Annotated in this window: 42 protein-coding genes; 11 read left to right on the forward strand and 31 right to left on the reverse strand. The window is 67.0% G+C overall.

Annotation, left to right across the window (positions count from 1 at the left end):
• The 4 genes from ACQP2Y_RS21220 to ACQP2Y_RS21235 all read right to left on the reverse strand — a co-directional run bounded on the left by ACQP2Y_RS21220 (nt 1) and on the right by ACQP2Y_RS21235 (nt 1,108).
• Nucleotides 1–252: a hypothetical protein gene (locus tag ACQP2Y_RS21220; protein ID WP_433730869.1), complete on the reverse strand. Its 252-nt coding sequence runs from the start codon at nt 250–252 to the stop codon at nt 1–3.
• Complete coding sequence (locus ACQP2Y_RS21225) at nt 249–452, reverse strand: hypothetical protein (RefSeq protein ID WP_433730871.1); 204 nt, start codon at nt 450–452, stop codon at nt 249–251. Before ACQP2Y_RS21225 ends, ACQP2Y_RS21220 begins: the two co-directional genes overlap by 4 nt.
• A gap of 2 nt (nt 453–454) precedes the next feature.
• On the reverse strand, nt 455–670 hold the full coding sequence (locus ACQP2Y_RS21230; RefSeq protein ID WP_433730873.1) for a hypothetical protein: 216 nt from the start codon (nt 668–670) through the stop codon (nt 455–457).
• Between the two features lie 177 nt (nt 671–847).
• Nucleotides 848–1,108 carry a hypothetical protein gene (locus ACQP2Y_RS21235; RefSeq protein ID WP_433730875.1) on the reverse strand — a complete coding sequence of 87 codons (261 nt, stop codon included), beginning with the start codon at nt 1,106–1,108 and terminating at the stop codon, nt 848–850.
• 91 nt (nt 1,109–1,199) lie between these two features.
• Here ACQP2Y_RS21235 and ACQP2Y_RS21240 point away from each other — a divergent pair, with 91 nt between their 5' ends.
• A complete protein-coding gene (locus tag ACQP2Y_RS21240; RefSeq protein ID WP_433730877.1) occupies nt 1,200–1,436 on the forward strand; it encodes a hypothetical protein in 237 nt (78 codons plus the stop codon).
• Between the two features lie 34 nt (nt 1,437–1,470).
• Here ACQP2Y_RS21240 and ACQP2Y_RS21245 read toward each other — a convergent pair whose 3' ends face one another.
• The 21 genes from ACQP2Y_RS21245 to ACQP2Y_RS21345 all read right to left on the reverse strand — a co-directional run bounded on the left by ACQP2Y_RS21245 (nt 1,471) and on the right by ACQP2Y_RS21345 (nt 6,641).
• The gene (locus ACQP2Y_RS21245; protein WP_433730879.1) at nt 1,471–1,593 is read right to left on the reverse strand and encodes a hypothetical protein; all 123 of its coding nucleotides are present in this window, start codon (nt 1,591–1,593) and stop codon (nt 1,471–1,473) included.
• 92 nt (nt 1,594–1,685) lie between these two features.
• Nucleotides 1,686–1,946: a hypothetical protein gene (locus ACQP2Y_RS21250; protein ID WP_433730881.1), complete on the reverse strand. Its 261-nt coding sequence runs from the start codon at nt 1,944–1,946 to the stop codon at nt 1,686–1,688.
• The gene (locus tag ACQP2Y_RS21255) at nt 1,943–2,155 is read right to left on the reverse strand and encodes a hypothetical protein (RefSeq protein WP_433730883.1); all 213 of its coding nucleotides are present in this window, start codon (nt 2,153–2,155) and stop codon (nt 1,943–1,945) included. Before ACQP2Y_RS21255 ends, ACQP2Y_RS21250 begins: the two co-directional genes overlap by 4 nt.
• A gap of 208 nt (nt 2,156–2,363) precedes the next feature.
• Nucleotides 2,364–2,552, reverse strand: a complete 189-nt coding sequence (locus ACQP2Y_RS21260; RefSeq protein ID WP_433730885.1) for a hypothetical protein — start codon at nt 2,550–2,552, stop codon at nt 2,364–2,366.
• Nucleotides 2,549–2,812: a hypothetical protein gene (locus ACQP2Y_RS21265; RefSeq protein WP_433730887.1), complete on the reverse strand. Its 264-nt coding sequence runs from the start codon at nt 2,810–2,812 to the stop codon at nt 2,549–2,551. Before ACQP2Y_RS21265 ends, ACQP2Y_RS21260 begins: the two co-directional genes overlap by 4 nt.
• A complete protein-coding gene (locus tag ACQP2Y_RS21270; RefSeq protein ID WP_433730889.1) occupies nt 2,809–3,009 on the reverse strand; it encodes a hypothetical protein in 201 nt (66 codons plus the stop codon). Before ACQP2Y_RS21270 ends, ACQP2Y_RS21265 begins: the two co-directional genes overlap by 4 nt.
• Nucleotides 3,010–3,094: 85 nt before the next feature.
• On the reverse strand, nt 3,095–3,265 hold the full coding sequence (locus tag ACQP2Y_RS21275; RefSeq protein ID WP_433730891.1) for a hypothetical protein: 171 nt from the start codon (nt 3,263–3,265) through the stop codon (nt 3,095–3,097).
• Between the two features lie 85 nt (nt 3,266–3,350).
• Nucleotides 3,351–3,551 (reverse strand): hypothetical protein, encoded by a 201-nt coding sequence (locus ACQP2Y_RS21280; RefSeq protein WP_433730893.1) that lies wholly within the window; start codon nt 3,549–3,551, stop codon nt 3,351–3,353.
• Nucleotides 3,552–3,626: 75 nt separating this feature from the next.
• Complete coding sequence (locus ACQP2Y_RS21285; protein WP_433730895.1) at nt 3,627–3,866, reverse strand: hypothetical protein; 240 nt, start codon at nt 3,864–3,866, stop codon at nt 3,627–3,629.
• Complete coding sequence (locus ACQP2Y_RS21290; RefSeq protein ID WP_433730897.1) at nt 3,863–4,105, reverse strand: hypothetical protein; 243 nt, start codon at nt 4,103–4,105, stop codon at nt 3,863–3,865. Before ACQP2Y_RS21290 ends, ACQP2Y_RS21285 begins: the two co-directional genes overlap by 4 nt.
• A complete protein-coding gene (locus ACQP2Y_RS21295) occupies nt 4,102–4,395 on the reverse strand; it encodes a hypothetical protein (RefSeq protein ID WP_433730899.1) in 294 nt (97 codons plus the stop codon). The genes ACQP2Y_RS21290 and ACQP2Y_RS21295 overlap by 4 nt, the downstream gene beginning before the upstream one ends.
• Nucleotides 4,392–4,583, reverse strand: a complete 192-nt coding sequence (locus ACQP2Y_RS21300) for a hypothetical protein (RefSeq protein WP_433730901.1) — start codon at nt 4,581–4,583, stop codon at nt 4,392–4,394. The genes ACQP2Y_RS21295 and ACQP2Y_RS21300 overlap by 4 nt, the downstream gene beginning before the upstream one ends.
• Complete coding sequence (locus tag ACQP2Y_RS21305; RefSeq protein ID WP_433730903.1) at nt 4,583–4,849, reverse strand: hypothetical protein; 267 nt, start codon at nt 4,847–4,849, stop codon at nt 4,583–4,585. The genes ACQP2Y_RS21300 and ACQP2Y_RS21305 overlap by 1 nt, the downstream gene beginning before the upstream one ends.
• A gap of 5 nt (nt 4,850–4,854) precedes the next feature.
• A complete protein-coding gene (locus ACQP2Y_RS21310) occupies nt 4,855–5,040 on the reverse strand; it encodes a hypothetical protein (RefSeq protein ID WP_433730905.1) in 186 nt (61 codons plus the stop codon).
• Nucleotides 5,040–5,231: a hypothetical protein gene (locus tag ACQP2Y_RS21315; protein WP_433730907.1), complete on the reverse strand. Its 192-nt coding sequence runs from the start codon at nt 5,229–5,231 to the stop codon at nt 5,040–5,042. Before ACQP2Y_RS21315 ends, ACQP2Y_RS21310 begins: the two co-directional genes overlap by 1 nt.
• Nucleotides 5,228–5,482 (reverse strand): hypothetical protein, encoded by a 255-nt coding sequence (locus tag ACQP2Y_RS21320; protein WP_433730909.1) that lies wholly within the window; start codon nt 5,480–5,482, stop codon nt 5,228–5,230. Before ACQP2Y_RS21320 ends, ACQP2Y_RS21315 begins: the two co-directional genes overlap by 4 nt.
• Nucleotides 5,479–5,697 (reverse strand): hypothetical protein, encoded by a 219-nt coding sequence (locus ACQP2Y_RS21325; protein ID WP_433730911.1) that lies wholly within the window; start codon nt 5,695–5,697, stop codon nt 5,479–5,481. The genes ACQP2Y_RS21320 and ACQP2Y_RS21325 overlap by 4 nt, the downstream gene beginning before the upstream one ends.
• A complete protein-coding gene (locus tag ACQP2Y_RS21330; protein WP_433730913.1) occupies nt 5,694–6,023 on the reverse strand; it encodes a hypothetical protein in 330 nt (109 codons plus the stop codon). The genes ACQP2Y_RS21325 and ACQP2Y_RS21330 overlap by 4 nt, the downstream gene beginning before the upstream one ends.
• Nucleotides 6,020–6,217, reverse strand: coding sequence for a hypothetical protein (locus ACQP2Y_RS21335; protein WP_433730915.1), 198 nt, complete (start codon nt 6,215–6,217; stop codon nt 6,020–6,022). Before ACQP2Y_RS21335 ends, ACQP2Y_RS21330 begins: the two co-directional genes overlap by 4 nt.
• Complete coding sequence (locus tag ACQP2Y_RS21340; protein ID WP_433730917.1) at nt 6,217–6,411, reverse strand: hypothetical protein; 195 nt, start codon at nt 6,409–6,411, stop codon at nt 6,217–6,219. The genes ACQP2Y_RS21335 and ACQP2Y_RS21340 overlap by 1 nt, the downstream gene beginning before the upstream one ends.
• The gene (locus ACQP2Y_RS21345; RefSeq protein ID WP_433730919.1) at nt 6,408–6,641 is read right to left on the reverse strand and encodes a hypothetical protein; all 234 of its coding nucleotides are present in this window, start codon (nt 6,639–6,641) and stop codon (nt 6,408–6,410) included. Before ACQP2Y_RS21345 ends, ACQP2Y_RS21340 begins: the two co-directional genes overlap by 4 nt.
• Nucleotides 6,642–6,951: 310 nt before the next feature.
• Here ACQP2Y_RS21345 and ACQP2Y_RS21350 point away from each other — a divergent pair, with 310 nt between their 5' ends.
• Genes ACQP2Y_RS21350 through ACQP2Y_RS21360 form a run of 3 tightly spaced genes read left to right on the forward strand, consistent with a single transcriptional unit; the run spans nt 6,952 to nt 8,579 of the window.
• Nucleotides 6,952–7,188 carry a hypothetical protein gene (locus tag ACQP2Y_RS21350; RefSeq protein ID WP_433730921.1) on the forward strand — a complete coding sequence of 79 codons (237 nt, stop codon included), beginning with the start codon at nt 6,952–6,954 and terminating at the stop codon, nt 7,186–7,188.
• Between the two features lie 3 nt (nt 7,189–7,191).
• A complete protein-coding gene (locus tag ACQP2Y_RS21355; protein WP_433730923.1) occupies nt 7,192–7,725 on the forward strand; it encodes a DUF6879 family protein in 534 nt (177 codons plus the stop codon).
• Entirely contained in the window at nt 7,722–8,579 is an 858-nt protein-coding gene (locus ACQP2Y_RS21360) for a Scr1 family TA system antitoxin-like transcriptional regulator (protein ID WP_433730925.1), read from the forward strand. Before ACQP2Y_RS21355 ends, ACQP2Y_RS21360 begins: the two co-directional genes overlap by 4 nt.
• A gap of 60 nt (nt 8,580–8,639) precedes the next feature.
• Here ACQP2Y_RS21360 and ACQP2Y_RS21365 read toward each other — a convergent pair whose 3' ends face one another.
• The 5 genes from ACQP2Y_RS21365 to ACQP2Y_RS21385 form a co-directional block, all read right to left on the reverse strand.
• Nucleotides 8,640–9,296 carry a DUF4352 domain-containing protein gene (locus tag ACQP2Y_RS21365; protein WP_433730927.1) on the reverse strand — a complete coding sequence of 219 codons (657 nt, stop codon included), beginning with the start codon at nt 9,294–9,296 and terminating at the stop codon, nt 8,640–8,642.
• Between the two features lie 110 nt (nt 9,297–9,406).
• Entirely contained in the window at nt 9,407–9,706 is a 300-nt protein-coding gene (locus ACQP2Y_RS21370) for a hypothetical protein (protein ID WP_433730929.1), read from the reverse strand.
• Nucleotides 9,696–10,415, reverse strand: coding sequence for a Panacea domain-containing protein (locus tag ACQP2Y_RS21375; protein ID WP_433730931.1), 720 nt, complete (start codon nt 10,413–10,415; stop codon nt 9,696–9,698). Before ACQP2Y_RS21375 ends, ACQP2Y_RS21370 begins: the two co-directional genes overlap by 11 nt.
• A gap of 240 nt (nt 10,416–10,655) precedes the next feature.
• The gene (locus tag ACQP2Y_RS21380; RefSeq protein WP_433730933.1) at nt 10,656–12,104 is read right to left on the reverse strand and encodes an AAA family ATPase; all 1,449 of its coding nucleotides are present in this window, start codon (nt 12,102–12,104) and stop codon (nt 10,656–10,658) included.
• A 199-nt stretch (nt 12,105–12,303) separates the two neighbouring features.
• Entirely contained in the window at nt 12,304–12,588 is a 285-nt protein-coding gene (locus tag ACQP2Y_RS21385) for a helix-turn-helix domain-containing protein (RefSeq protein WP_433730935.1), read from the reverse strand.
• 63 nt (nt 12,589–12,651) lie between these two features.
• On the opposite strand from ACQP2Y_RS21385, the gene ACQP2Y_RS21390 reads away from it, so the two are divergent.
• The 7 genes from ACQP2Y_RS21390 to ACQP2Y_RS21420 all read left to right on the forward strand — a co-directional run bounded on the left by ACQP2Y_RS21390 (nt 12,652) and on the right by ACQP2Y_RS21420 (nt 19,110).
• The gene (locus ACQP2Y_RS21390) at nt 12,652–13,944 is read left to right on the forward strand and encodes a hypothetical protein (protein ID WP_433730937.1); all 1,293 of its coding nucleotides are present in this window, start codon (nt 12,652–12,654) and stop codon (nt 13,942–13,944) included.
• A gap of 87 nt (nt 13,945–14,031) precedes the next feature.
• Complete coding sequence (locus ACQP2Y_RS21395; protein WP_433730939.1) at nt 14,032–14,358, forward strand: hypothetical protein; 327 nt, start codon at nt 14,032–14,034, stop codon at nt 14,356–14,358.
• Nucleotides 14,359–14,390: 32 nt separating this feature from the next.
• Nucleotides 14,391–15,017: a hypothetical protein gene (locus ACQP2Y_RS21400; protein ID WP_433730941.1), complete on the forward strand. Its 627-nt coding sequence runs from the start codon at nt 14,391–14,393 to the stop codon at nt 15,015–15,017.
• A gap of 15 nt (nt 15,018–15,032) precedes the next feature.
• Nucleotides 15,033–15,527: a hypothetical protein gene (locus ACQP2Y_RS21405; protein ID WP_433730943.1), complete on the forward strand. Its 495-nt coding sequence runs from the start codon at nt 15,033–15,035 to the stop codon at nt 15,525–15,527.
• A gap of 20 nt (nt 15,528–15,547) precedes the next feature.
• The gene (locus tag ACQP2Y_RS21410) at nt 15,548–16,597 is read left to right on the forward strand and encodes a hypothetical protein (protein ID WP_433730945.1); all 1,050 of its coding nucleotides are present in this window, start codon (nt 15,548–15,550) and stop codon (nt 16,595–16,597) included.
• A 26-nt stretch (nt 16,598–16,623) separates the two neighbouring features.
• Complete coding sequence (locus ACQP2Y_RS21415) at nt 16,624–16,947, forward strand: hypothetical protein (RefSeq protein ID WP_433730947.1); 324 nt, start codon at nt 16,624–16,626, stop codon at nt 16,945–16,947.
• A gap of 72 nt (nt 16,948–17,019) precedes the next feature.
• Nucleotides 17,020–19,110: a hypothetical protein gene (locus ACQP2Y_RS21420; RefSeq protein ID WP_433730949.1), complete on the forward strand. Its 2,091-nt coding sequence runs from the start codon at nt 17,020–17,022 to the stop codon at nt 19,108–19,110.
• 2 nt (nt 19,111–19,112) lie between these two features.
• On the opposite strand, the gene ACQP2Y_RS21425 is transcribed toward ACQP2Y_RS21420, so the two are convergent.
• Nucleotides 19,113–19,337: a hypothetical protein gene (locus ACQP2Y_RS21425; protein ID WP_433730951.1), complete on the reverse strand. Its 225-nt coding sequence runs from the start codon at nt 19,335–19,337 to the stop codon at nt 19,113–19,115.
• Nucleotides 19,338–19,347 lie beyond the last annotated feature (10 nt).

Here is a 19,347-nt window from a genome sequence, read left to right on the forward strand (position 1 = left end):
TCAGTTCTCCTCAAGCTTGAAGCGGTCCACGATCGCGTCGGCCAGAGCGGCGGCGCCCATCGTCTTGTTGCGGTCAGCCTGGAAGACAAAGTCCTTGATCTCTTCGAGGCGGGCCACGATGCCTACAAGAGGGAGACGCGGTATCAGGAATTCGCCTACGTCCGACGCCAGGTCGGCAGGATGCGCACGGTTGTCGCCGTCGACGTGACGGATATGCGCGGCCAGGTCATCACGGACGCTCGCCACGATCACGCCGCCAGCACGGTCGTGGCGGTCAGGTCCCGCACCTCGGCACGGGCAGCCTTCGCCCGTTCCAACTCGTCGGTCAGCTCAGCGAGGTAGCCGGCGTACCGACCCGAACGGATCATCTCCTGCAACTCGGCCACACGAGCCGACTCAGGCGAGGCAGTCGGCTCAGCGGTCAGGTGGGGACGGATGTCAGTGACGGTCATGGTCAGGCTCCTTCAGGCTGAACGGTCGAGGTCTCGAAGTCGGTGAGCGCGTCCCGGTGGTACGGCACCGCATAGCCGCCGTCGAACGCGAGAGCCACCATCCAGCGCGGCCACCCGACCGGCGCCGGATCGGCGGACAGGCGCCGCCACTTCGCCAACGGCGCATGGGCAGGGGCGTGCGGCAGGCGAATCCACACGCCTTCCTTCAGATCGGACATGGCGGTTCCTTTCAGGAAGTGGGGGAGTGGGCGTCGTCGCAGGTGCAGACCATGTCGCCGGGCCGCAGATCAAGGGCGTCCCAACGCTTCAGGCCGCACCGCGAGCAGGGCGGAGGCTCGGGCTGGTCGGTGAACTCCACGCTGATGCAGGTCACGACGCACCGGCGAGTCGAGCGGTCACGGAGCCACGTCCGCGTCCTCGTTGGGCGGCAGCTCGGCGAGCTTGGTCAGCTTCGCCTCGACCTGCTCCGTGGTCAGGCCCGCAGCGATACGGCCCGCGCCGATGTCGTCCGGGTCTGTGGACTCGACCTCGAACCGGAACGGGTACTCCGGGCGCGGGTCGGGGATGACGGAAGCGTCATGACCGTTCGGGAAGCGGTACTCCCACCACAGGGACGGGTAGCGCTGTGAGTCATGCAAGTGCTGGGAGAAGTCCATGAGCACTCCTAGTGCTGATCATTAGTGGCTTGCCACTTAAGTATGGCGGAGTTTGTTGGGAAGTGGCAAGCCACCATGCGATGATTCACCCGTGACCAGCCAGCACCGGTATACCAACCGGAACTACCGACCCGCCGACGACGAGTACGACCCAGCGAAAGCGGCATTCGAGGCTGCCGGTCACAACATGAACGTCGCCGTTCGGGCATTCCTGCGCTGGATCAACGAAGATCCCCGGCGGGTGGCTGAGTTCTCGGACCTGATGCAGGCAATCGATGACGAGACGCCGCGCGGTCGGCCCAAGAAAAAGGCCCCGCCGGCCGAGTAATCCTCAGCAAGCGGGGCTCCGTCCTTGCACTGCCTCAACCGGCCCGCCTGATCACCGCGCCGACCCTGCCCTGCGGCGGGTACGCCTCGTTCGCGACCGCCGTCTTTATCCGTTCGATGTCCGCCGGGGTGAAGCCGCGGCGGTTCCTGTCATTCACCTGCGCTACATTCGTCACGCTGACTCTCCTGCCTTGGGGTTGAAGCGAAGGGGCGCCGTAGCCTGCACGCACACGGCGCCCCGGTTCCGTTCTCAGGCCAGCCGCACGGTCCAGCCCGTCGTGCCATCGGTGGACGCGCACACCAGCCCTTCCGGGTCCCGCTCGATCAGGTCCAGATCGGCCGGATTGAGCACCACCGAAGGCTGCAACGCCGGGACACGCGCCGACGGCCACACCCGCTGCGGGAACACGGCAACCCTGCGGCCCCCACTGTCAGCCAGCCGGATTGTGATGCGACCCTCGCGGAGCTTGTCGAACGCGGCGCGGGACAGGGTGATCGTTCGCTCGCTCACCGGGGGTCCCCGATCAGCGAGTAGATCGCCTCGTCGGCGGTGGCGAAGCCTGGAACATCCCGGGTCGAGGGCGACTCAATTCGCCAGCCGCCGCGCCAGTCAGGACAAACCGCGACAACCGTCTTTACCTCCCAGCCAGAGGGGACGTACGAGACTTGGAAGCCTTCAGGCACATCCGTCACCCGCGGGTCGTTGTCGTAGGCGCTCATCGCAGCACCGCCTCGATCGCCTCTTCAGCTGAGTACGCCGACGTACCGCCGATGGCGTCCGACAAAGGCGCCTCGCCCGGCTCGTACCACTCCACGAACCCAGCCCACATCCCTGTCGCCGTCCGCTGAACGCGGACGAGTCCCCATCTCGGGCTCATAACTGCATAGCCGGATGCCATCGGTCGCACTCGTTCGTCGTCCACGGCGGTCACTTCCACACCTCCGTCAGCGCGGCCTTGTCCTCAGCCGGCACATCCGCCGCAGCGAGGAGATCGGCCAGGTCGGCGCCCGTCTCGGCGGACTGGCGCAGCAGATCCCGGGCCAAGTCCTGCTGATGCTGCGGGAGGCCGTTCAGGTAGCTGGTGTCAGCCGGGTACGTGTACTGGTATCCGCTCACGACGACGCCTCTGCCTCGTTGCGGTACGCCGCCAGAACCTCAGCGACAGTCACGTCCGTAGACACCGCGAAAGCGTCGAGAACCGTGTCACCGCCGATCTCCCAAATGCCGCCAGTGGACAGCGTCACCGGGACCGGTGCGCTCGCATCCGGCCGTACCGCGAGCTCGCGGAGGTGTTCGATGAGGTAGCGGTCACCGTGGTCGGTGATGAGGACGCCGGGCTCGCCGTCTGTGCGGCGGTGAATGATGGCTACGTTCACGCCGGCACCTCCGCGATCGACGCGACCGCAGCCGCGTACACGACCCGGCGCGGAACCTGCACGTGGTCGTCGACGGCGAAGTCATCCGGGATCCCGCCGAGCTCGATCTGTCCGGCAGCGACAGCCTGTTCGGCCTGTGCGGTGGTGTACTGCGAGGTCTGGATGATCTCGCCGTCCAACAGTTTGATCTCAATCATGGGTGTCTCCAAGTCTCGGCCGTACTGAACGGCCGCCACAGGACCCAGATGTCAGGGAAGAACCCCTGGGCCCCGGAGCGGCCGGTCAGCGCTCAAGCCTTTCGCGGACCGCCGCAGGTAGGCGGTCGTACTGGTCCTGGTAGGCCTGGCGCTGCTCCGGCGACATGTTGCTCATCACCTGATCGAACTCGGGCGTACCGGGGGTGAACTCGGGCGACGAAACGAAGTCCGGGTCCGCGATGTCGTCGAACTGCATAGCTGTTCCTTCCTGGCTCGACGCGTCTGGTCGGCCGCCACGACCACCACCGCCGGGGAAGAACGCTGGTGGCCAGAGCGGCCAGTCAGCTCCGAGCACAAGCGTGCGAGTGCATGCCCTGGTGATTGCTGTTGGCGTGGTCGAAGACCACCCTGTCGGCGTCGGAGCTGGTCGCGAATGTGCCGACCGTTCCGTGGGCTTCACACCTGGCCAGATAGTTCGAGTAATCCGGGGCGGCCTTCTCGAGGTAGATGCGAGTGCCGTCGTTGCACAGTGCGTAGGTCATCGGATCTCCTTCTCGGCTCGACACCCCTGGTCGGCCACCACGGGCCCCAGGCGTGCTGGGAGCCATGGCGGCCGGTCAGGAACGGGCGAACGCTTCACGGACCGCCTGACGCGCCCAGCGCATCCGCTGCGCGGCACAGTCAGGATGATGGCCGAACTCCTCCGCCACGACGGCGGCGCAGCCAGCCTCGTGCAGACGGTCCAGGGTGGCGGTCACCGCCTCCCGCACCTTGTCAGCGGACGGCTCGTCGGAACGCTGCACATCCGAGGCGAAAAGCGCCTCACAGCAGACCGTGGTGTTCACGACGGCGGTCACGGCGACACCAGATCCGACAACTCGCCATGGGTACGCTGACACGTCCCACACGACAAACGCCCCGCGGCGGCCGGTTCCAGCAGCACCCCGTCGACCGGGCACACCGGCACCCAGCAGGCACCTGTCCATTCCAGGTCCAGCCGGCCCACCGATGTGTGCCGGTCGCCGACCTCATGGACGGCGTCGTCGCACAGGTCGTCGAAGTAGCGGTGCCCACCGGCGGTCTTGAACACGGTCATGACCCCAGCCCCCGCAGCAGTCGGTCCATGTCCCGCCGGCTGCCCTGGAAGTGGAAGCTGGTCACGTTCCCGTTTCGCATCTCGTTCAACGACACCGAACCCAGCAACTCCACCAGACGCTGCCGGTCGGCGGGCCGGACGTGCAGGTGGAACGACACCCGACCGGACTGCTCATCGCGGTGAGCGACCACGTGCACGCCCGGCCAGGCACGCCGCACTCTGGCCACGTCGGCAGTCATCGCCGCGAACACCGGATCCTCACGCAGCCTCCGCTGCACCGACGCGCTCACGACCGGATCCAATCCGCGTCCGCGAGCAGCGGATCCGTCAACTGGTCGGCGTCGACGCCCTGACGGGCCGCGCACGCCCGGTCGGCGTACAACACGGGGCCGCGGGATGTGATCACACCGACCGGCTTGGTGACGACGTGGTCCTGGTGGTTGTCGTGCTCGAGCTGACACAGCCGGCCGGCGTCCATCACTGGCCCCGCTCGCGTTGGTGGGAGAGGCGCCGAACCTCGTCCACGCGAGCCGAGGCATTCTGTGCGCTCTCGGCACGGGTCATGACCCGCTGCACCCACTCGGCGTAGCCGCCTTCCTCGGCACGCGGAATGATCCGGTCAGCAACCCAATCCCGGACCTCCTCGCCCGGAACATCATCCGGAATCGACAGGTAACGAGTAGTGGTCAGGCTGCCGTCAGCACGGATCAGCTCATACTCGGCGATAAGGCTGTCGTCGCTCACCGGGCTCACACCTCCCGCTCGCGGGTGCGGTGCCGGCGGCGACCCATCGAGACGCTGATCGCGTCCTGGACGGTCATGACCTCGGTGCGGGACTTCACGAACCGCGGTCGGCCCTCGTCGTAGCGGGCGGTGATCCGGTCGAACTCGTCGTCGAAGTCACCCGCAGCAGCCGGGATCGTCGCAGTGGACATCACGAATCTCCTTCCAGATAGATGGCGTACAAGGCCTCCGCGATCCGGGACGGCACGACCACGCCGAGACGGTGCGTCAACTCCAGCCGCAGGCGGCGAACGTCGAACTCACCCGTGCGGCACCGCTGGCCCATTTCGGCGGCAACATCCGCTGGCACGGTCACTTCGAAACCGGTGGGGTTGGCGGTCATCGGGCGCCGCCGGGCACGATCAGCGACAGGTCGGCGCTCGGGTCCACAACCAACAGGACACCGTCACGGAGCAGTGCGACCAGGAGGGGACGCACGTCCGGGCACTCCCGGCCGTTGAGGAGGTACACATCCCAGCGGGTTTCTCGCCGCACCTGAATGTCACCGCGCTTGGCGGCCTCAACGAGCAGGACCGTTTCGCGGTTGACGCTGCGACGGCCCGTCGTCGGACGAGACTGAATCGCCGCGGTCATCGGGTGCTCCCGACGAGGCGCTGCAGGTATGCGGCCGTGTCGCCGTCGACGTGCACGCCGGCCGCTGCGGCGACATCACCGTCATGCGCGGCGAGACCCGCCTCCACATCGGCGAGCTCCTGCGCGGTCAGGTCACGGGCCAGGTGGTGCTCGAAGTCCGGGCCCAGAACCACGACCAGGGCAGCGCGGGTGTCGACGTGCGTGTCGACGCTCATCGGGCCACCCCACAGCCATGAAACTCGCGGTGCAGATCCCAAGCAGTCGTCACGTTGTCGGCCTCGACCGCGGCTCCCTGATCAGCGAAGTCCGCCACCCACACCGAGTGACCCCGCCTGACCGGCCGGGTCAACGAGCCAACCTCATGACCCGGACGGCCGAGCATGACCTTCTGAGCGTCGGTGACGGCCTGGTCGTCGCTGTCAGCAACGATGGTGATCCGCTCAACGTCGTCGCAGACCTTGACGCCGTCACAGAACATCAGGTCGTAGGCGGTGCCCGGTCTCGCCGGGTAGAACGCTCGCGTTTCGGCAGGGGTCCTCATCGGTTCGCCTCCTCGGCGAGCAGCCGGTCGGCGCGGGCGTAGCAGTCAGCTACGTCCTCAGCCTTGGCCTGGCCGGTGTCCCACTCCTCGGCGCCGGCGTTCTGCTCGGCGAGCGTCAGCGGCACGTCCGGGCCGAGCGGCTCAACCGCGTACAGGTGCCGGGCGAGCTCGTCACGGGTCATCTGCTGGCCCATCAGTTCCGCCCCTCGAGGTGCGCGAGCAGCTCGTCCATTGACTCGCACAGCAGCCCGTCGTGGACGGGGTGACCTTCGGTCTTCCAACCTGCCGTGGTCTCGCGGATGACGAACGTGTCGTAGCCGTCCTGGTAGGCCTGGAAGCTGTGATTGGAGCGCCGGACCGTCTGGACCGGCGGGGCCGGAGTGCTCATCGGGCGGACACCGCCTCGACGCGGATGGTGCTGCCCGCGTACACGCCACCGACCGTCACCCGCCTGCCGGAACCGATCGGGGGCACACCCGCGGGGATGACCAGCCGTACCTGGGCTTCGGGGTGGGCGAGGGTGGCGGTGACACCACCGTCGGCGTGAGGGCGAAGGTTTGACAGGGTTCCGGTGATGACCACCTCGTGGTCGCCGGAACAGATCGCGGTGATGGACACGCGGAGTGCCTCCAAGGCTTGGCGTTCCGGCCGGGGCTGGGCTTGAGCTCTCCAACCCCGACCGGGAGACGAACGGCTGAATGCCTGCCTCCACACTCTCCCCACGCCTGACAATTGTCAAGCGTTTGTCGCTACCCGTACGATGGACGATGCCAGGTCCGCCACAGAAAGAGCCCCAGACCACGAGCGTGGCTGGGGCTACCTGTGTATGTAAGGATCTAGCACTGACCGAACAATTGTCGGCGACCTGGTGAGACCATCAACGGAGAGCCACCCCAGGCTCACCCCCACAGTCAGGAAGGTGGCACCCATGCTCGACATAACAACCATCCAGTTCCTCTGGAAGGACCGCGGCTCCGCCAACGGCGAATGCCCGTCACTGTTCAAGGTCAACGGCGGCTACATCGGTGTCGGCAAGGCACTTACCGCCGAAGAGGCCGCCCAAGTCCGCGCGCTGGGCGCGTCACACGGATCCGGGATCGCCGCCGACGAGGTCGCGGTGTTCTTCCCCGCCAACGTTCTCGACCGGCTCAACCCGAACGGCTGACCAATGAGGCTCGTGCTCGTAGGTGACCAGTTCAGCCAGATGCTAGCGACGTTCAGCCGCTCAGCGTTCCGGTTTGAACAGCAGCCCGTCTACACGGTTGCCTACGAGCGCGAGATCTTCGAACGATACAAAGCGGGTCACCGAGACCCGTCACCAGAGGTTCCTGTACTCGCAGGATGGTTGGACCAGATCAGGCGCCAAGTCGCTCAAGGCAAGACCATCGAACGCGTACGGATCTTCGACGAGCCGCCCACGCTCTACCAACAGTGGGAAGCCCACGCCAGCCAATGGAACGAAGAGGCCGGCGAAGTCATGCACTACCTCACCCGCAGCCAAGCCTACGAAGTAGGGCTCCTGCCAGCAGCGGGCGACAACGACTGGTGGCTGTTCGACGACACCCTCCTCATGGAGATGTCCTACGACGAGCAGGGCCGCCGCATCCATACCGAACTCACCGACGAGGAGGCATCAGTGCAGCAAGCGCGTTCGTGGCGTGACCTGGCAGTCCACACGGCGCGAAAGGTGACAGCCCAGTGACCAACGACTTCGTCAGCGATGGCTGGCTGACCGCCGAGGACGGCCTCGCCCGCAAGCTCCGTGAGGCGCGCGAAGCGGCCCGGCTCAGCGGTAATGAACTCGCCGCCGCAACCGGGATCCAGCCTGCGCGCGTATCCCGGCTCCAATCAGGTAAGCGTGTCCCGACCGTCGAGGAAATCCGGGCGTGGGCCGCCGCTACCGCACTGAGTGAAGCCGAGACCAACCATCTCCTCGGCATGCTCGACGAGTACCACTCGCAGCGCATCGACTACGAAACCCGCAACAAGTACGGGCTCACCGGCGCGCAGCTCGAGTACAACAAGCTCTTCGAGGACACCAAGCACTTCCGGACCTTCGCCACAGCTCAGGTGCCCGGTTACCTGCAGGTCGCTGACTACGCCCGGCAGATCCTTACGGAGATGCAGTCGCTGAACAAAGCACCCGACGACGTTGAGCGGGCTGTGTCAGTGCGGCTCAAGCGGGCCGAGCACCTGAACAACGTGAACAAGAAGTTCGAGATCATCCTGGCCGAGTCGTCGCTGCGGATCTTGCTGTGTGCGCCTGACGTGATGCGCGCACAGATCGGCAGTCTCTACACGCTGATCGGCCGGCCGAACGTTCGGTTCGGGATCATCCCTCAGGGTGTGCGGCTGACGACTACACCGCAGAACGCTTTCGGCGTGTACGACGAGGATCTGGTCGTGGTGGAGACCTTCGCCGTGGACGAGAAGTACCGCGGCAAGGTTCCTGAGAAGTACATCCAGGTCATGGACCTGCTGTGGGAGAACGCGATCGAGGGCGACGGCGCCCGGGACATCCTCTCGGATGCGATGGCTGACCTGCCTCGCCGATAGCGCCTCCATGACACCGCCCCCGGCCAGTAGGCACGGGGGCGGTTTTCCGTCTTGGCTTGCCTACTTCAGCGGGATCTTGATGCCGGCGGTGAACATGCTCTCGTGCAGCACCACCGACGTCAGTTTCGTACCCTCCGGCACGTCGAAGACGAGCTTGCCTCTGACCGTGTTCCCCGGGTTGATCTGCTCCAGGAACGTCGACGAGTCTTCATTCGCATACACGGCGGCACCCGAATCGACCGAGTACACGTTCCCAGCGGCGTCTGTGGCCTGCTGCGACGAGTCGTTGAACACCTCCGCTGTCGTACCCACGTTCTTGATGGACACGTCGACGAGGCAGAACGCGCCCTGTGCCTTCTCGCCGAAGTCAGCCGGCCCGACCGAGGCCACACCGCACTTCATCTTCGTCACCGTGAACTCGAACTTGCCGTCCTTGGCCGGCTTGCCCATCTGCCCGGCGACGGCGTTCTTGCCCTGCTGGTTCTGGTCGGCCTCGTCGAGGCTCTTCGCGACCTCGTTCGCGCCCGCACCGAGCAACGCGAACGCGCCGACACAGCCGACGATCATCAACAGGACGATCCCGCCGACGATGAACGGCCACTTCTTGCGCTTCTTCGCCGGCTGCTGCGGGGCATATCCGTAAGGCTGCTGACCGGGCGGGCCGCTTACAGGGGGCTGCTGACCGTATTGCGGTGGGGGAGGGGGCTGGTAAGACATGGGAGCTCCGTGAGGACCGGTGCGTGGACTGGTGACGGTCGGGCCCCAGTCCACGAAGCCCGACCGCATACCGACCAACGACCCACGAAGATCCTCGATGTGGGCTGCGCTCACGCAGGACCGAACGGCGGAGCTTGGTAGGCGTAGTAGCTGCACTTGGCGACTCTGGTTCGCTCGTCGGCCTGGAAGATGCAGGTGACCATGTCAACGCCGTTGTGGGTGCCGGGGATGACGGCGAACCGCCAGCCCGGGAAACCCGACATACGCTGCCCGACCAAGGCATTGTCGAGCAGATCCAGCAGCCACGAGTTGACAATGATCAGTAGGTCGGGTGGCGGCTGCTCCAACGCCTCCCATACGTCCAGGGCCGTGTCGAAGCCCAGCAACGTCCACTGCGACTCAGGGGGCACTGGTGCGCTCTCTCGCCGCGGCGATCCGCGCCTCGATAACGTCCCGCGTCAGCGGCTCACCGGACCTGAGAGGCTCCGTGAGGGCGCGCTCGGCCAGCTGGGTCATCTGCTGACGGGACAGCCGCGGCTCGTCCACCTCGAGGGCGGCGGCCTGACGCTCGAACCAGTCCTGCAACCACAGCCACTCGATGCGCGGATCCTCGGGCCTGGCTGCGGCCAACTTCCACGGGTCGGCAGCCCGGACCAGGGTGCGCAGGTCCCCGGCGGACAGGTTGCCGTAGCGGGCGATGACGTAGCCGATGGTGTTGAGATGTTCGTCGGCGAGTTCATCCGGGTTGCCGCCGGCGTAGTCCTCGACGACAGCACCTCCCGCGACGGCGAACAGCGGTTCGGCGAACAGGGGTTCGCCGAGGTCTCCGAGGTGATGTCCTTGGCACAGGTACAGGAGGCTGTTGAGCCTGCTCGCTCCGAGGCCGGTGCGGCGTTGGTGCAGGGCTGCAGTGACGGCGTGGGCGCTGGTGGTCATCGGGGCAAGGTAGCGCCGGAGGTCGGCGGCGTCAGGCCACCGTTCGGCGGATGGTGAACCGCCGATCATCGACGGGGCCGCTGTGGTCATTTCCACCTCCCCGTCTGAACTGTGGTCATCACGAAAGGTATCGATGGGGTTGCTCTGAGTGTGTCGGATCGAGGACTCATCGGGGCTGATCATCTTTGCTCCTTCTGGAAACGGACGGGTTGCGGACGAATCTTTGCCTCTGCCGGCCGACCTGTTCCCTGTTCCCTCCCTAGAGGGAGCGGGAGGGAACAGGTCGGCAGCGATGGTTGTGGGAACAGGAGCAGAACAGGCCCGGAACAGGTCCCACCAGCGCAAATGCAAGATCGCGGAACAGGTGGGAACAATCTTGGGAACAGATCTTGCGGGAACAGGTCCGGGAACAGGTTTTGATCTTCACGACTCACGCGCTTTCAGCTCCCGGACAACGTCCGCCATCAGCGACGCCCTGAACGTCGGCAGACCCTTCAAGGTCATCCAGCTCTTGAGCTTGTCGCGACCCAGACCAGGCGGAACGCTCGCCGCGAGCAAGTCGTCGACGATCCGGTCCACCTCACCCCGGATCACCTCCAAGACGCCCGAATCCGCGAGCTCGTGCCCCGTCCGGCCGTCCAGCCACATCCCGCCCCGAAGACGCTCACCGCGACGAACGATCGTGAACTCGTCCTCACCGAGACCCGACCGGGTGTGAGTGCGCCGCAGCGTGATCGTGGTCGCGATGCGTTCCATGTCGCCCAGCAGCTGCTTGCGCTCGTCGACCCGCCGCATCTCCCATACGTGGTCAACATCCTGGGTTTTCGCCGACGACCCTCGAGACCCGCGATCGGAGTCCTTGCCGAAGTGATCCAGTCGCACACCACCAATGCCCGCGGCCTTCATCGGGGCATGAACGAGCTGGTACAACTGCAGCCACGTGTCGGAGTCGTTCTCCTTGCCCGCGATGAAGCGTGATGCCGTGTCGAGCGTGGTCACGTCCGCCTTCGCGTCATCGACCATGTTCAGGACCTGCTGAGCGGCCTGCGCCGATTCATCTAGCGAACCCGACAGCCGCGGGAACTGCCGGTACGACAAGCGACCCCGCAGGTCCTCGGGGGTAGCTCCGAGAGCCTTCGCCCGGGTGATGATGTCCCGGAGGCTGTTCTCCCGATCCAGATACAAGACCTTGATCGGTTCGCGGCGGTCGTCGCCAATGAAGGACCTGCCGGTAACGGCCCGGATCACCCAGTCCAGCATGAACAGGGACTTGCCGACCTTGCCGTCTCCAACGACAGCTACCTGCTGGCCACGTTCCATGAACCGGCCGGCAAGCCAGTCCATTTCCGAGAAGTCTTTGCCGAAGGCCTCGTCCCAGTCGATTTGAGGGAACCGGTCGTCAGCGTCATCGGTCTCTGGTACGCCTTCGAGGTTGAGGATCCTGGCGTGTGCACCCCGGTAGGCGTCCAGGTCGTCGCGCTCGAGCGCGACTGTTGCCTCGGCGTGGATCTCGAAGCGTTGCCGACGCACGTACGACTCACGAACCCGGCCGACGTGGTACGCCAGCTGCCGCTCGCCGAGAAGATCGGCGTATTCCTTGCACTCGGCCAGGTAGCCGAGCAGCCCTGACGGGAGAGCTCGCACCGACCGGTGCGCCGTTTCGGCAGAGAGATCGGCGGCGACCAGGGCCAGGATGTTCGGGGCGCCCGCATGAAGCATGACGGCGCCGTAGATCTCCTGGTGTGCTGGCGTGAAGAAGTGCTTGACCTGGATGTCGCCGAGACGGTCGACGGTCTCGCTGTGGTTGGCGGCGCAGAGGAACCAGCCGAGAACGGTCTGCTCGTCGATGCGTAGACCGGCGGGGTTGTCCACTCCTGGGATTGCGCCGTGAGCTGCGGCCGGCGGGCTGTTACGTGGTTTGGCCCGTTGGTCTTGTCGCGGAACTGTCACCCGGCACCCGCCGTCTGGTTCAGGCCGTCAGCCTGGGTTACCGTCAAGGTGTCTTGCCTCTCGTATGTAGGTACGTGGGCATGACGAATCAGCCGGGGTGTCTTCAGCACCTCGGCTGTCGTCATTTCTGGGTTCGTGCGGGTGTGTGCTTGACCGCTTGCGCCCGGAGATGGTCAAGCAGGTCGAGGTATGCGGGGATGTACCTCGGCCGCGGCTCGTGAAGTCCGCGCTCCCAGCGGCTGAGGGTCATCGTGTCGACGCCGAGCCGCGAGGCGGCGTGGCTGAGGCTCATGTGAGCGGCTTGCCGAATCGCCCGACGCTGGGGCGGCGGGGGCAGGCGGCAAGCGCATAGATGGCTGTCCCAGTCATCAGGCTGGGAGTGCGTAGAGGCCAGGGTCATGGTCATGACAGTACGGGATCGCTCGACAATTGACTAGCAATAGTCGCTACGCCATGCAATACTCGACCCATGCCCAACACGATCACTGCGACGCCAGCGCGCCCCGACGGCGCCGGACTGTCCACAGTCCCGGCGACGGACGACGCTGCCCGGACGCACCACACGTGGGCATGGATCACCGACCACATCAACACCGGTGTCCTCACCATCGCCGGGCTCATCGCCACCGTCGCGATCCTCTGGTACCTCGCCCGCAAAGCGAAAACCCTCGCCACCGGCGAGCGGCCCGACGACAAACTCGCCACCCTCGGCATGGTCATCGGCCTCGGCTGGTCCGGCGAAGCCATGTGGGTCATCGGCACCAAACTCCTGAACGTCCCCTGGCCCGTCATGGTCGTCCTGCTGTTCGCCCTCGAGGTCAACCTGTCCGTCGCGATGATCCGCGCCGTCCGGCACTACCGGGAACACCAGCACCCCGGCCGGTACGGGCAGACCGCATGGCTCATCGCCCTGTCCATCGCCACGATCGCCTCGTTCGCGTCGCACTCCCTCGCCGAGGTCGCCCTCCGCGTCGCTGTCCCCCTGCTCGTCACCAAAACGTGGTGGGACGGCCTCACCGGCAACGAGACCGCCCGGCGACTTGCCGGCATCAGCTCCTGGCGGTGGACCCCGCGCCGGCTGCTGCTGTGGCTCGGCGCGATCGAACCCGGCGAGCGTGACGTCGAGACCATCAACCGGGAACGCGTGACGCAGCAGATGACCCGGCTGTACTACCTCAGCCTGTACGGCTGGAAGCGTCTCCAGACGCGTCGCCGGGCCCGCCTGGCGCGCCTCACCCTCACCGCCGACGACGCAATGATCCGCGAGGTGATGCGTCGCGTGACGCGCACATCGTGGACCACGGCGCAGCCCCTGCCGTACGACGTGACGCAGCCCGGCACGCGCGCCGACGACGGCAGTGACGCGCCGGTGGCGCAGCCCGCTGACGCGATCACCGGCGCGTCAGACCGGACCCTGCGCAGCCGCGTCACCGTCCCGCCGGCACGCCGCGCCAAGACTGCGTCAGCCACTGTGACCAGCGGTGACGCACGTGACGCAGACCCGGCGACGCACGCTGCGCAGCGCTACCTCGCGGGTGACTTCGACTCGATCCGCAAGGCCGCTGACGCAGTCCCTGGCGCGAAGGAAGCCACCGTGCGTCGGCGGCTGAAGGAGTGGGGCGACGCACCTGCTGACGCAGTTGACGCACCCCCGACCGTCCGCGTCACGGACGTCCCGGTGACGCACATCTCCGAGCCTGCGCCGCGCGTCACCGCAGGCGTCAACGGCCACCCCCACAGCCCTCTGGGAGACCCCTCATGACCGTCCTGCTGATCGTCGGTGTACTCGCCGCCGGCGCAGTCCTCACCGACTTCCTCATCATCCAGCCCATGCACAGGAAGAGCTGACATGACCACCGTCGACCACCGCACCCCGGCCGTTCTGGAGAACGTCGAGTTCGTCGAGACCACGACCGGGCCTGTTGGGCCGCCGCCGTTGCCCGCCCCGGGGAAGAACCCGCACACCATGTCGACGATCGCCGGTGGTGTGTGCACCGGGATCGGCCTGGCCGGGCTCGTCACGACCGTCCTGAACAGCCCGGACATGGTGGCGTGGCCGATCGGGGCGACCCTCGCCGCGGTCGCTGCCACCGCCGTGCAGGTGCTGCGGCACGAGCGGTGGCAGTCCGACAACGCCGGTGTGTGCGAGTTCGTCCGCGCCCATAACCCCGCCTGACCTGCACAAACACCCCTTGAAAGAGGTTGATCGTGAACGACATCGCCACCGCTGAGGCCCGCAGGCCGAGCCCGCGGCCCCGCCCGGCCGGCGCACCGTCGCGCCCGGTCGACCGCCCCGAACTTCGGATCGTGCCGCCGCCGCCGGACGACATGTTCGTCGACGACCCGGCAGCACCGGTGCAGGCTGAAGCCTGCACCCTGCAGCCTGAAGCCGACGAGACCACCACCCCCACCGCAGAGTTTCCGCAGGTCAACGTCAACACAGATGGTGCACACCCGGACCCGGCCCGCAGCAGGGTTCAGGCTCTCTGGGCCTCCACGAGGGCCGTAGCGGGCCGAACCGGCGCCTACTGGACGCCGCCGGCCCTGTTCACCGACCAGCCCGCCAGCCTCGCCGAGCTCGCCGACTACGCCCGTCACGCCCCGTGGACAGCCCAGAACCGCAGTGTGATCCGCAAGGCGGGCGTCGTGTACCACGGCGGCGCCTACGCCTACACCGTCGTGTCGCGCTACCGCGAATGGGTCGTCCAGCGGCCCGGCCGCCTCGCCGTCCACCTCGGCGCCATCAAAATCCTCGCCCTGACCACGCCCGGCATCTGGGTCGTGGACCACCTCGTCTACCCGGTCGCGCAGTTCGCCGGCCACCTCTTCCTCTGAAAGGAACCCACCGTCATGGCCGGTCGTAACCTCCTCGCCTCCAACCAGTCCGTGAAACGCCAGCAGGAAGCCGGCGTGTACATCCTCGGCTGGATCGCCCAGATCATGTCCATCACCGCCGGGTCGTACGCCGCCGGTGCCTGGCCCGGACGGACCATCCGCTGGGTGTTCGAACTGTTCCCCGCCTGGGTCATCCCGCTGGCCCTGTTCATCGGCGCCGCCGCCTGGGCCATCGACATCATCTCCGACCTCACCCCGAACCAGGTCGCGATCACCTACGGCTTCCTCGGGCCGGTCCTCGCCGCCTCGGACAACGCCAACGGCACCCTCGCCGCGCGGATCCGGGACTGGTCGCAGACGCTGCAGGACAGCTTCGGCGGGCAGATCGCCGGGTGGGTCGGCAACGTCGGTGCCGGCGCCCTCGGCGTCGCGTTGATGGGGGTCGCGGTGATCGTCGGTAAGCGGGTCCTGGCTAAGCAGGCCGCCGCCGCGGGTGGGGGTGGTCGCTGATGTGGGTCGTATCAGCGTTCGTGTTCCTGGCGAACCCCCTGCTCGGCGCTGTCCTGCTGATGTCTGCAGCCGTCACCACCGGCCTGAAGATCGCCAAGGTTGACACGGAGTACGCCAAGCACGGCAAGACCCCACCGTCGTACGCCCTGGTCGAGAAGTGGCTCGACCGGCGCAAGGCGGCAGGGAAAGCGCCGAAGTCGGCGAAGGTCGCCAAGCCCGGCATGTGGTCGTATGCGTGGCAGCGGTGGCAGGCCATGTGGGAAGACCTAACCGAGCAGCACAACGAGGTCCGCGACCAGTACAAGACTGCGGTCGCCGGCGCGAAAGCGAACGGGAAGCCGTTGCCACCGAAGCCGACTGTGAAGGAAACCCTGACGGGCTGGCAGTGGCAGATCGGCCAGCTAACCGCACCCTTGCCTGCGGCCGAGTCAGCGACGCCCCCGGCGGCCGGTGACGGCCTGGGCACCGACCAGCCCGACCCGGCAGCCCCTCGACCCTCGACGAGCTCGGACGATTCGCCGATGCCCGAAGTGCCGCGCTTCTACCCGGACGCCCCGGAAGACATCGGCAAGACCCTCGATGAGCGTCCGACACGCGACCCCCGCGAGCAGCACCCGGGCGGCCAGCCCGGCAGCACCGGCTGGCGATGCGGCGCGTGCGGAGCCGCGAGCACCGGAGGCTTCGCCGACCCGAGAACCGCCGCGGCCGACTACGGCCGCCACGTACCGATTTGCCCCGCAACAGCAGCAACACCGAACGAAGGAGACCCCATGACCCAGACGCAGTCCGGTGAGGTCACCGGTATTCCGTCCGCCGTGCACTACATGAACCAGGTTGCCGCCACCCACAGCCAGCACGGCGGCAACGAGCAGATCCTCACCGCCATGAACACCATGAAGATCGGCCCCGGCGACATCAGCCTCGTCCAGCAGGCCCAGGAAGCGTCCCGCAACGCCGCCGAACTGTGGACCACCGCCGGCGACACCATCGAGCGGCACAACGCCGGGGTCCGCGAAGGCTACGGCTCCGCGCCGGACGCCGCCGACAAGCAAGCCCAGATGGCCGAATGACCACCGCGACCGGAGAGAAGCCGACCATGAGTCAGACCACGACTGCCCCTGCTCCGACCGGACCCGCCAATGAGGTCACCGGCATCCCGACGCTGGTCAACTACCTGGACGGGGTCGCCGAACGGCACGCCCAGATCGGCAACGGTGAGGCGTTCCTCGGCTCCCTGAAACGGATGGAGGTCGGCGCCGACGACAGGCAGCTCGTCGCTGACGCGCAGGAAGCGTCGCAGCTGGCGGCCGCGCTGTGGGCCGCTGCCGCCCAGGCCGTCAAGCAGCACAACATGCCGCTGCGGGAGCAGTACTCCCTGAACCCGTCCGCCGGGAACAAGGCCGCCAACACCAACGAGTAACACCCGCCCTTGGCGGCCCGGCACCGACGACCGGGCCGCCCACCACGTACGGAAAACGGAAAGGGGACGGCGATGCCGACCACCACCAAGCAGCCGAGCGCGCCGGCCCCGGCGAAACCACTCACCACCCGCGAGAGGATCGAACTGCAGAAGCGGCGGGCCCGTCTCGCCCAACAGCACGCCCGCAACGCGCACTCCCACGTCAAAGGCGTCCAGAAGCAGGCCGCCCCGTTCGTCGGCATGGGCCTGCTCGTTCTCGCCTCCGCCGCCTTGAACGCGGCGAAGGACGCCACCGACGCCGACGCTGCGATCCTCGGCTCCACCGCCGCGACGTGCATCGTCGTAGCGGTGGTCGCCGCGAAGCAGATGCGGAAGCGCCTCGACGACAGGAAAGATCTCAGCCGCGGCATCGGGTTCGTCGCCGTCGCCGGCGGCTGGCTCACCACTACCGTCGCGACCGGGCTGAGCCTTGACGCCATCGGCATCCTCGTCGTTCTCGGCTCCGCGTTGTCGCTGCACTGGTGGGCCAAGCACCGCATCCCGAACCGGCAGCCACACGTGGCGCCCGTGTCGGTGCCGGTACCTGCCGGGCAGAACCCGTACGCGGCCCGCTGGGCCGAATACGTCGGCTGCCCCGGCGGGCAGCTCCCCGGATCCGCCCTCGAGTCACCGGAGGAAGTCAAAGCCGGCTGGCGGTTCGTGTTGCGACTCGTCCCCGGCAAGCAGTCCATTGCGACGCTGCTGTCGGCGATGGTCCTCGTCCGCGGCGGCCTCGGCCTGACGATCGACCAGGACGTCATCGCCGAGAAACATCCTGTTCTCGCCGAACCGGCGGTGCTGCTGACGGTGGTGACCAAGCCGCAGGTCCGCGACGACCAGGAGTGGCCCGGCCCGTTGACGTTCCGCGACGGCTACGTCGACATGGGCCCGTTCATCGACGGTGAGGGCCATGCCCGGTGGAAGGTGTACACCAAGGACCGCATGGTCGGCGGCTACATTCAGGGCGGCTCCGGTGCGGGTAAGTCCCGGCTGATCGAGTCGATCGTGATGCCGATCGCCGACTCCGAAACCCATCCGACGGTGGTGTGGTTCGGTGACGGGCAGGGCAACTCGAGCTCGCCGATGCTGATGAAGCACGCGGACTACTCGGCGCGTACTCATGAGCAGATCGTGCAGATGGTCACCTGCGCCATGCTGATCATGGAGTTGCGGCAGGACGAGAACGGCCTCGAGGAAGAAGTCGGCTTCACCCCGACCGCGGACCGCCCCGGCCTGCTGATCGTCATCGACGAATGCCACAAGCCGCTGTCGAAGTTCCTGAACCCCGAGCACGCCGAGAAGTTGCAGTTCATGGAAGCGACCATCGCCCGCGAAGGGCAGAAGGTCGGCGTGCAGCTGCTCCTCGCGTCGCAGGAGTCGACGCTGGGCGCGTTCGGCGGGGCCGGGAACGCTGCGGAGATGCTGCGGTCGAACCTGCTCATGGGTAACGGGGTGATGATGCGGTCGAAGGACGCCAACGCCCGCCAGGTTTTCAAGGTCGACGAGGACCCGTCGCAGTTTCCCGCCCTACCCGGCTATGCCCTGCTGATCGACCCGGAGGAGGGTGCCCGGTCGGCGCCTTTCCGCGCCTACTACCTGACTGACACCCTGCGCGATTTCTGGCCGGACCGGATCCGGTGGCGTTCCCTCGATGTGGGCTCAGCCAACGCTGCCGGCACCTGGTACCTCATGCGTCACCAGCTCGCCGAAATGGCGAAGGAGGAGATCCGCCGCCGGGTCGAGGCGCGCCGGAACGGGACCCACCTCGGCGGGGACACCGACCGGGTCGCTGAGACCGCGGCACGGGCTGTCGCGGTGCACGGCGGCGACGGCGCCTCGGCGCTGGCTGACCTGCCAGACATCGCCGCGTTCCCGGTGTGGAACCCGGTCACGGAGAAGGTGCAGGGCCGCAAGATGCACGACGGGCACCTGAAGGTGTTGGATGCGTTGAAGGTCGGCATTTGCAAGCCGACCCCGATCGCCGACGCGGTCGGCCTGTCCACCCGCCGGGTCCATGACCTGCTGGATGAGCTCATGGACGAGTTCGGGAAGGTCGAGCGAGTCCTGAACGCTGACGGCCGGCCGCGGCTGGGCGAGTACCAGCTGATCGAGGAGCGGCGGTGAGGTCAGTCGATGGGCCGGGCGAGGAGCACGATCCCGGACTCCTCCGGCGCCTCCTCGACGATCTCGTACTGCAGCACGCCCGTGATCAGGTAGCCGCGGTTCTTGGTGTCCTTGTACCGGCGCCGGACGTAGATCGGCCGGTTCTCTCGGGGCTCGAACGACAGGTGCAGGGTCTGCACAAGGACCTTGTCCGGGTTGCTGGCGTCGCGGATCTGCACGTTCGGCATGGGCTCATAG

Origin of the sequence: Actinoplanes sp. CA-051413 (assembly GCF_050955795.1) — a bacterium.
Lineage (GTDB): Bacteria > Actinomycetota > Actinomycetes > Mycobacteriales > Micromonosporaceae > Actinoplanes.

What these genes read in the sequence shown, in the direction of transcription:
- ACQP2Y_RS21355 (WP_433730923.1), top strand. Translation starts at nt 7,192, where the DNA reads ATGAGGCTCGTGCTCGTAGGTGACCAGTTCAGCCAGATGCTAGCGACG.
- ACQP2Y_RS21375 (WP_433730931.1), bottom strand. Translation starts at nt 10,415, where the DNA reads ATGATCAGCCCCGATGAGTCCTCGATCCGACACACTCAGAGCAACCCC.
- ACQP2Y_RS21315 (WP_433730907.1), bottom strand. Translation starts at nt 5,231, where the DNA reads ATGACCGCCAACCCCACCGGTTTCGAAGTGACCGTGCCAGCGGATGTT.
- ACQP2Y_RS21340 (WP_433730917.1), bottom strand. Translation starts at nt 6,411, where the DNA reads ATGAGCACTCCGGCCCCGCCGGTCCAGACGGTCCGGCGCTCCAATCAC.
- ACQP2Y_RS21255 (WP_433730883.1), bottom strand. Translation starts at nt 2,155, where the DNA reads ATGAGCGCCTACGACAACGACCCGCGGGTGACGGATGTGCCTGAAGGC.
- ACQP2Y_RS21365 (WP_433730927.1), bottom strand. Translation starts at nt 9,296, where the DNA reads ATGTCTTACCAGCCCCCTCCCCCACCGCAATACGGTCAGCAGCCCCCT.
- ACQP2Y_RS21385 (WP_433730935.1), bottom strand. Translation starts at nt 12,588, where the DNA reads ATGACCATGACCCTGGCCTCTACGCACTCCCAGCCTGATGACTGGGAC.
- ACQP2Y_RS21405 (WP_433730943.1), top strand. Translation starts at nt 15,033, where the DNA reads ATGGCCGGTCGTAACCTCCTCGCCTCCAACCAGTCCGTGAAACGCCAG.
- ACQP2Y_RS21415 (WP_433730947.1), top strand. Translation starts at nt 16,624, where the DNA reads ATGAGTCAGACCACGACTGCCCCTGCTCCGACCGGACCCGCCAATGAG.
- ACQP2Y_RS21290 (WP_433730897.1), bottom strand. Translation starts at nt 4,105, where the DNA reads ATGACCGTGTTCAAGACCGCCGGTGGGCACCGCTACTTCGACGACCTG.
- ACQP2Y_RS21320 (WP_433730909.1), bottom strand. Translation starts at nt 5,482, where the DNA reads ATGACCGCGGCGATTCAGTCTCGTCCGACGACGGGCCGTCGCAGCGTC.
- ACQP2Y_RS21275 (WP_433730891.1), bottom strand. Translation starts at nt 3,265, where the DNA reads ATGCAGTTCGACGACATCGCGGACCCGGACTTCGTTTCGTCGCCCGAG.
- ACQP2Y_RS21270 (WP_433730889.1), bottom strand. Translation starts at nt 3,009, where the DNA reads ATGATTGAGATCAAACTGTTGGACGGCGAGATCATCCAGACCTCGCAG.
- ACQP2Y_RS21335 (WP_433730915.1), bottom strand. Translation starts at nt 6,217, where the DNA reads ATGGGCCAGCAGATGACCCGTGACGAGCTCGCCCGGCACCTGTACGCG.
- ACQP2Y_RS21225 (WP_433730871.1), bottom strand. Translation starts at nt 452, where the DNA reads ATGACCGTCACTGACATCCGTCCCCACCTGACCGCTGAGCCGACTGCC.
- ACQP2Y_RS21395 (WP_433730939.1), top strand. Translation starts at nt 14,032, where the DNA reads ATGACCACCGTCGACCACCGCACCCCGGCCGTTCTGGAGAACGTCGAG.
- ACQP2Y_RS21230 (WP_433730873.1), bottom strand. Translation starts at nt 670, where the DNA reads ATGTCCGATCTGAAGGAAGGCGTGTGGATTCGCCTGCCGCACGCCCCT.
- ACQP2Y_RS21235 (WP_433730875.1), bottom strand. Translation starts at nt 1,108, where the DNA reads ATGGACTTCTCCCAGCACTTGCATGACTCACAGCGCTACCCGTCCCTG.
- ACQP2Y_RS21330 (WP_433730913.1), bottom strand. Translation starts at nt 6,023, where the DNA reads ATGAGGACCCCTGCCGAAACGCGAGCGTTCTACCCGGCGAGACCGGGC.
- ACQP2Y_RS21390 (WP_433730937.1), top strand. Translation starts at nt 12,652, where the DNA reads ATGCCCAACACGATCACTGCGACGCCAGCGCGCCCCGACGGCGCCGGA.
- ACQP2Y_RS21280 (WP_433730893.1), bottom strand. Translation starts at nt 3,551, where the DNA reads ATGACCTACGCACTGTGCAACGACGGCACTCGCATCTACCTCGAGAAG.
- ACQP2Y_RS21420 (WP_433730949.1), top strand. Translation starts at nt 17,020, where the DNA reads ATGCCGACCACCACCAAGCAGCCGAGCGCGCCGGCCCCGGCGAAACCA.
- ACQP2Y_RS21300 (WP_433730901.1), bottom strand. Translation starts at nt 4,583, where the DNA reads ATGGACGCCGGCCGGCTGTGTCAGCTCGAGCACGACAACCACCAGGAC.
- ACQP2Y_RS21425 (WP_433730951.1), bottom strand. Translation starts at nt 19,337, where the DNA reads ATGCCGAACGTGCAGATCCGCGACGCCAGCAACCCGGACAAGGTCCTT.
- ACQP2Y_RS21325 (WP_433730911.1), bottom strand. Translation starts at nt 5,697, where the DNA reads ATGAGCGTCGACACGCACGTCGACACCCGCGCTGCCCTGGTCGTGGTT.
- ACQP2Y_RS21350 (WP_433730921.1), top strand. Translation starts at nt 6,952, where the DNA reads ATGCTCGACATAACAACCATCCAGTTCCTCTGGAAGGACCGCGGCTCC.
- ACQP2Y_RS21310 (WP_433730905.1), bottom strand. Translation starts at nt 5,040, where the DNA reads ATGTCCACTGCGACGATCCCGGCTGCTGCGGGTGACTTCGACGACGAG.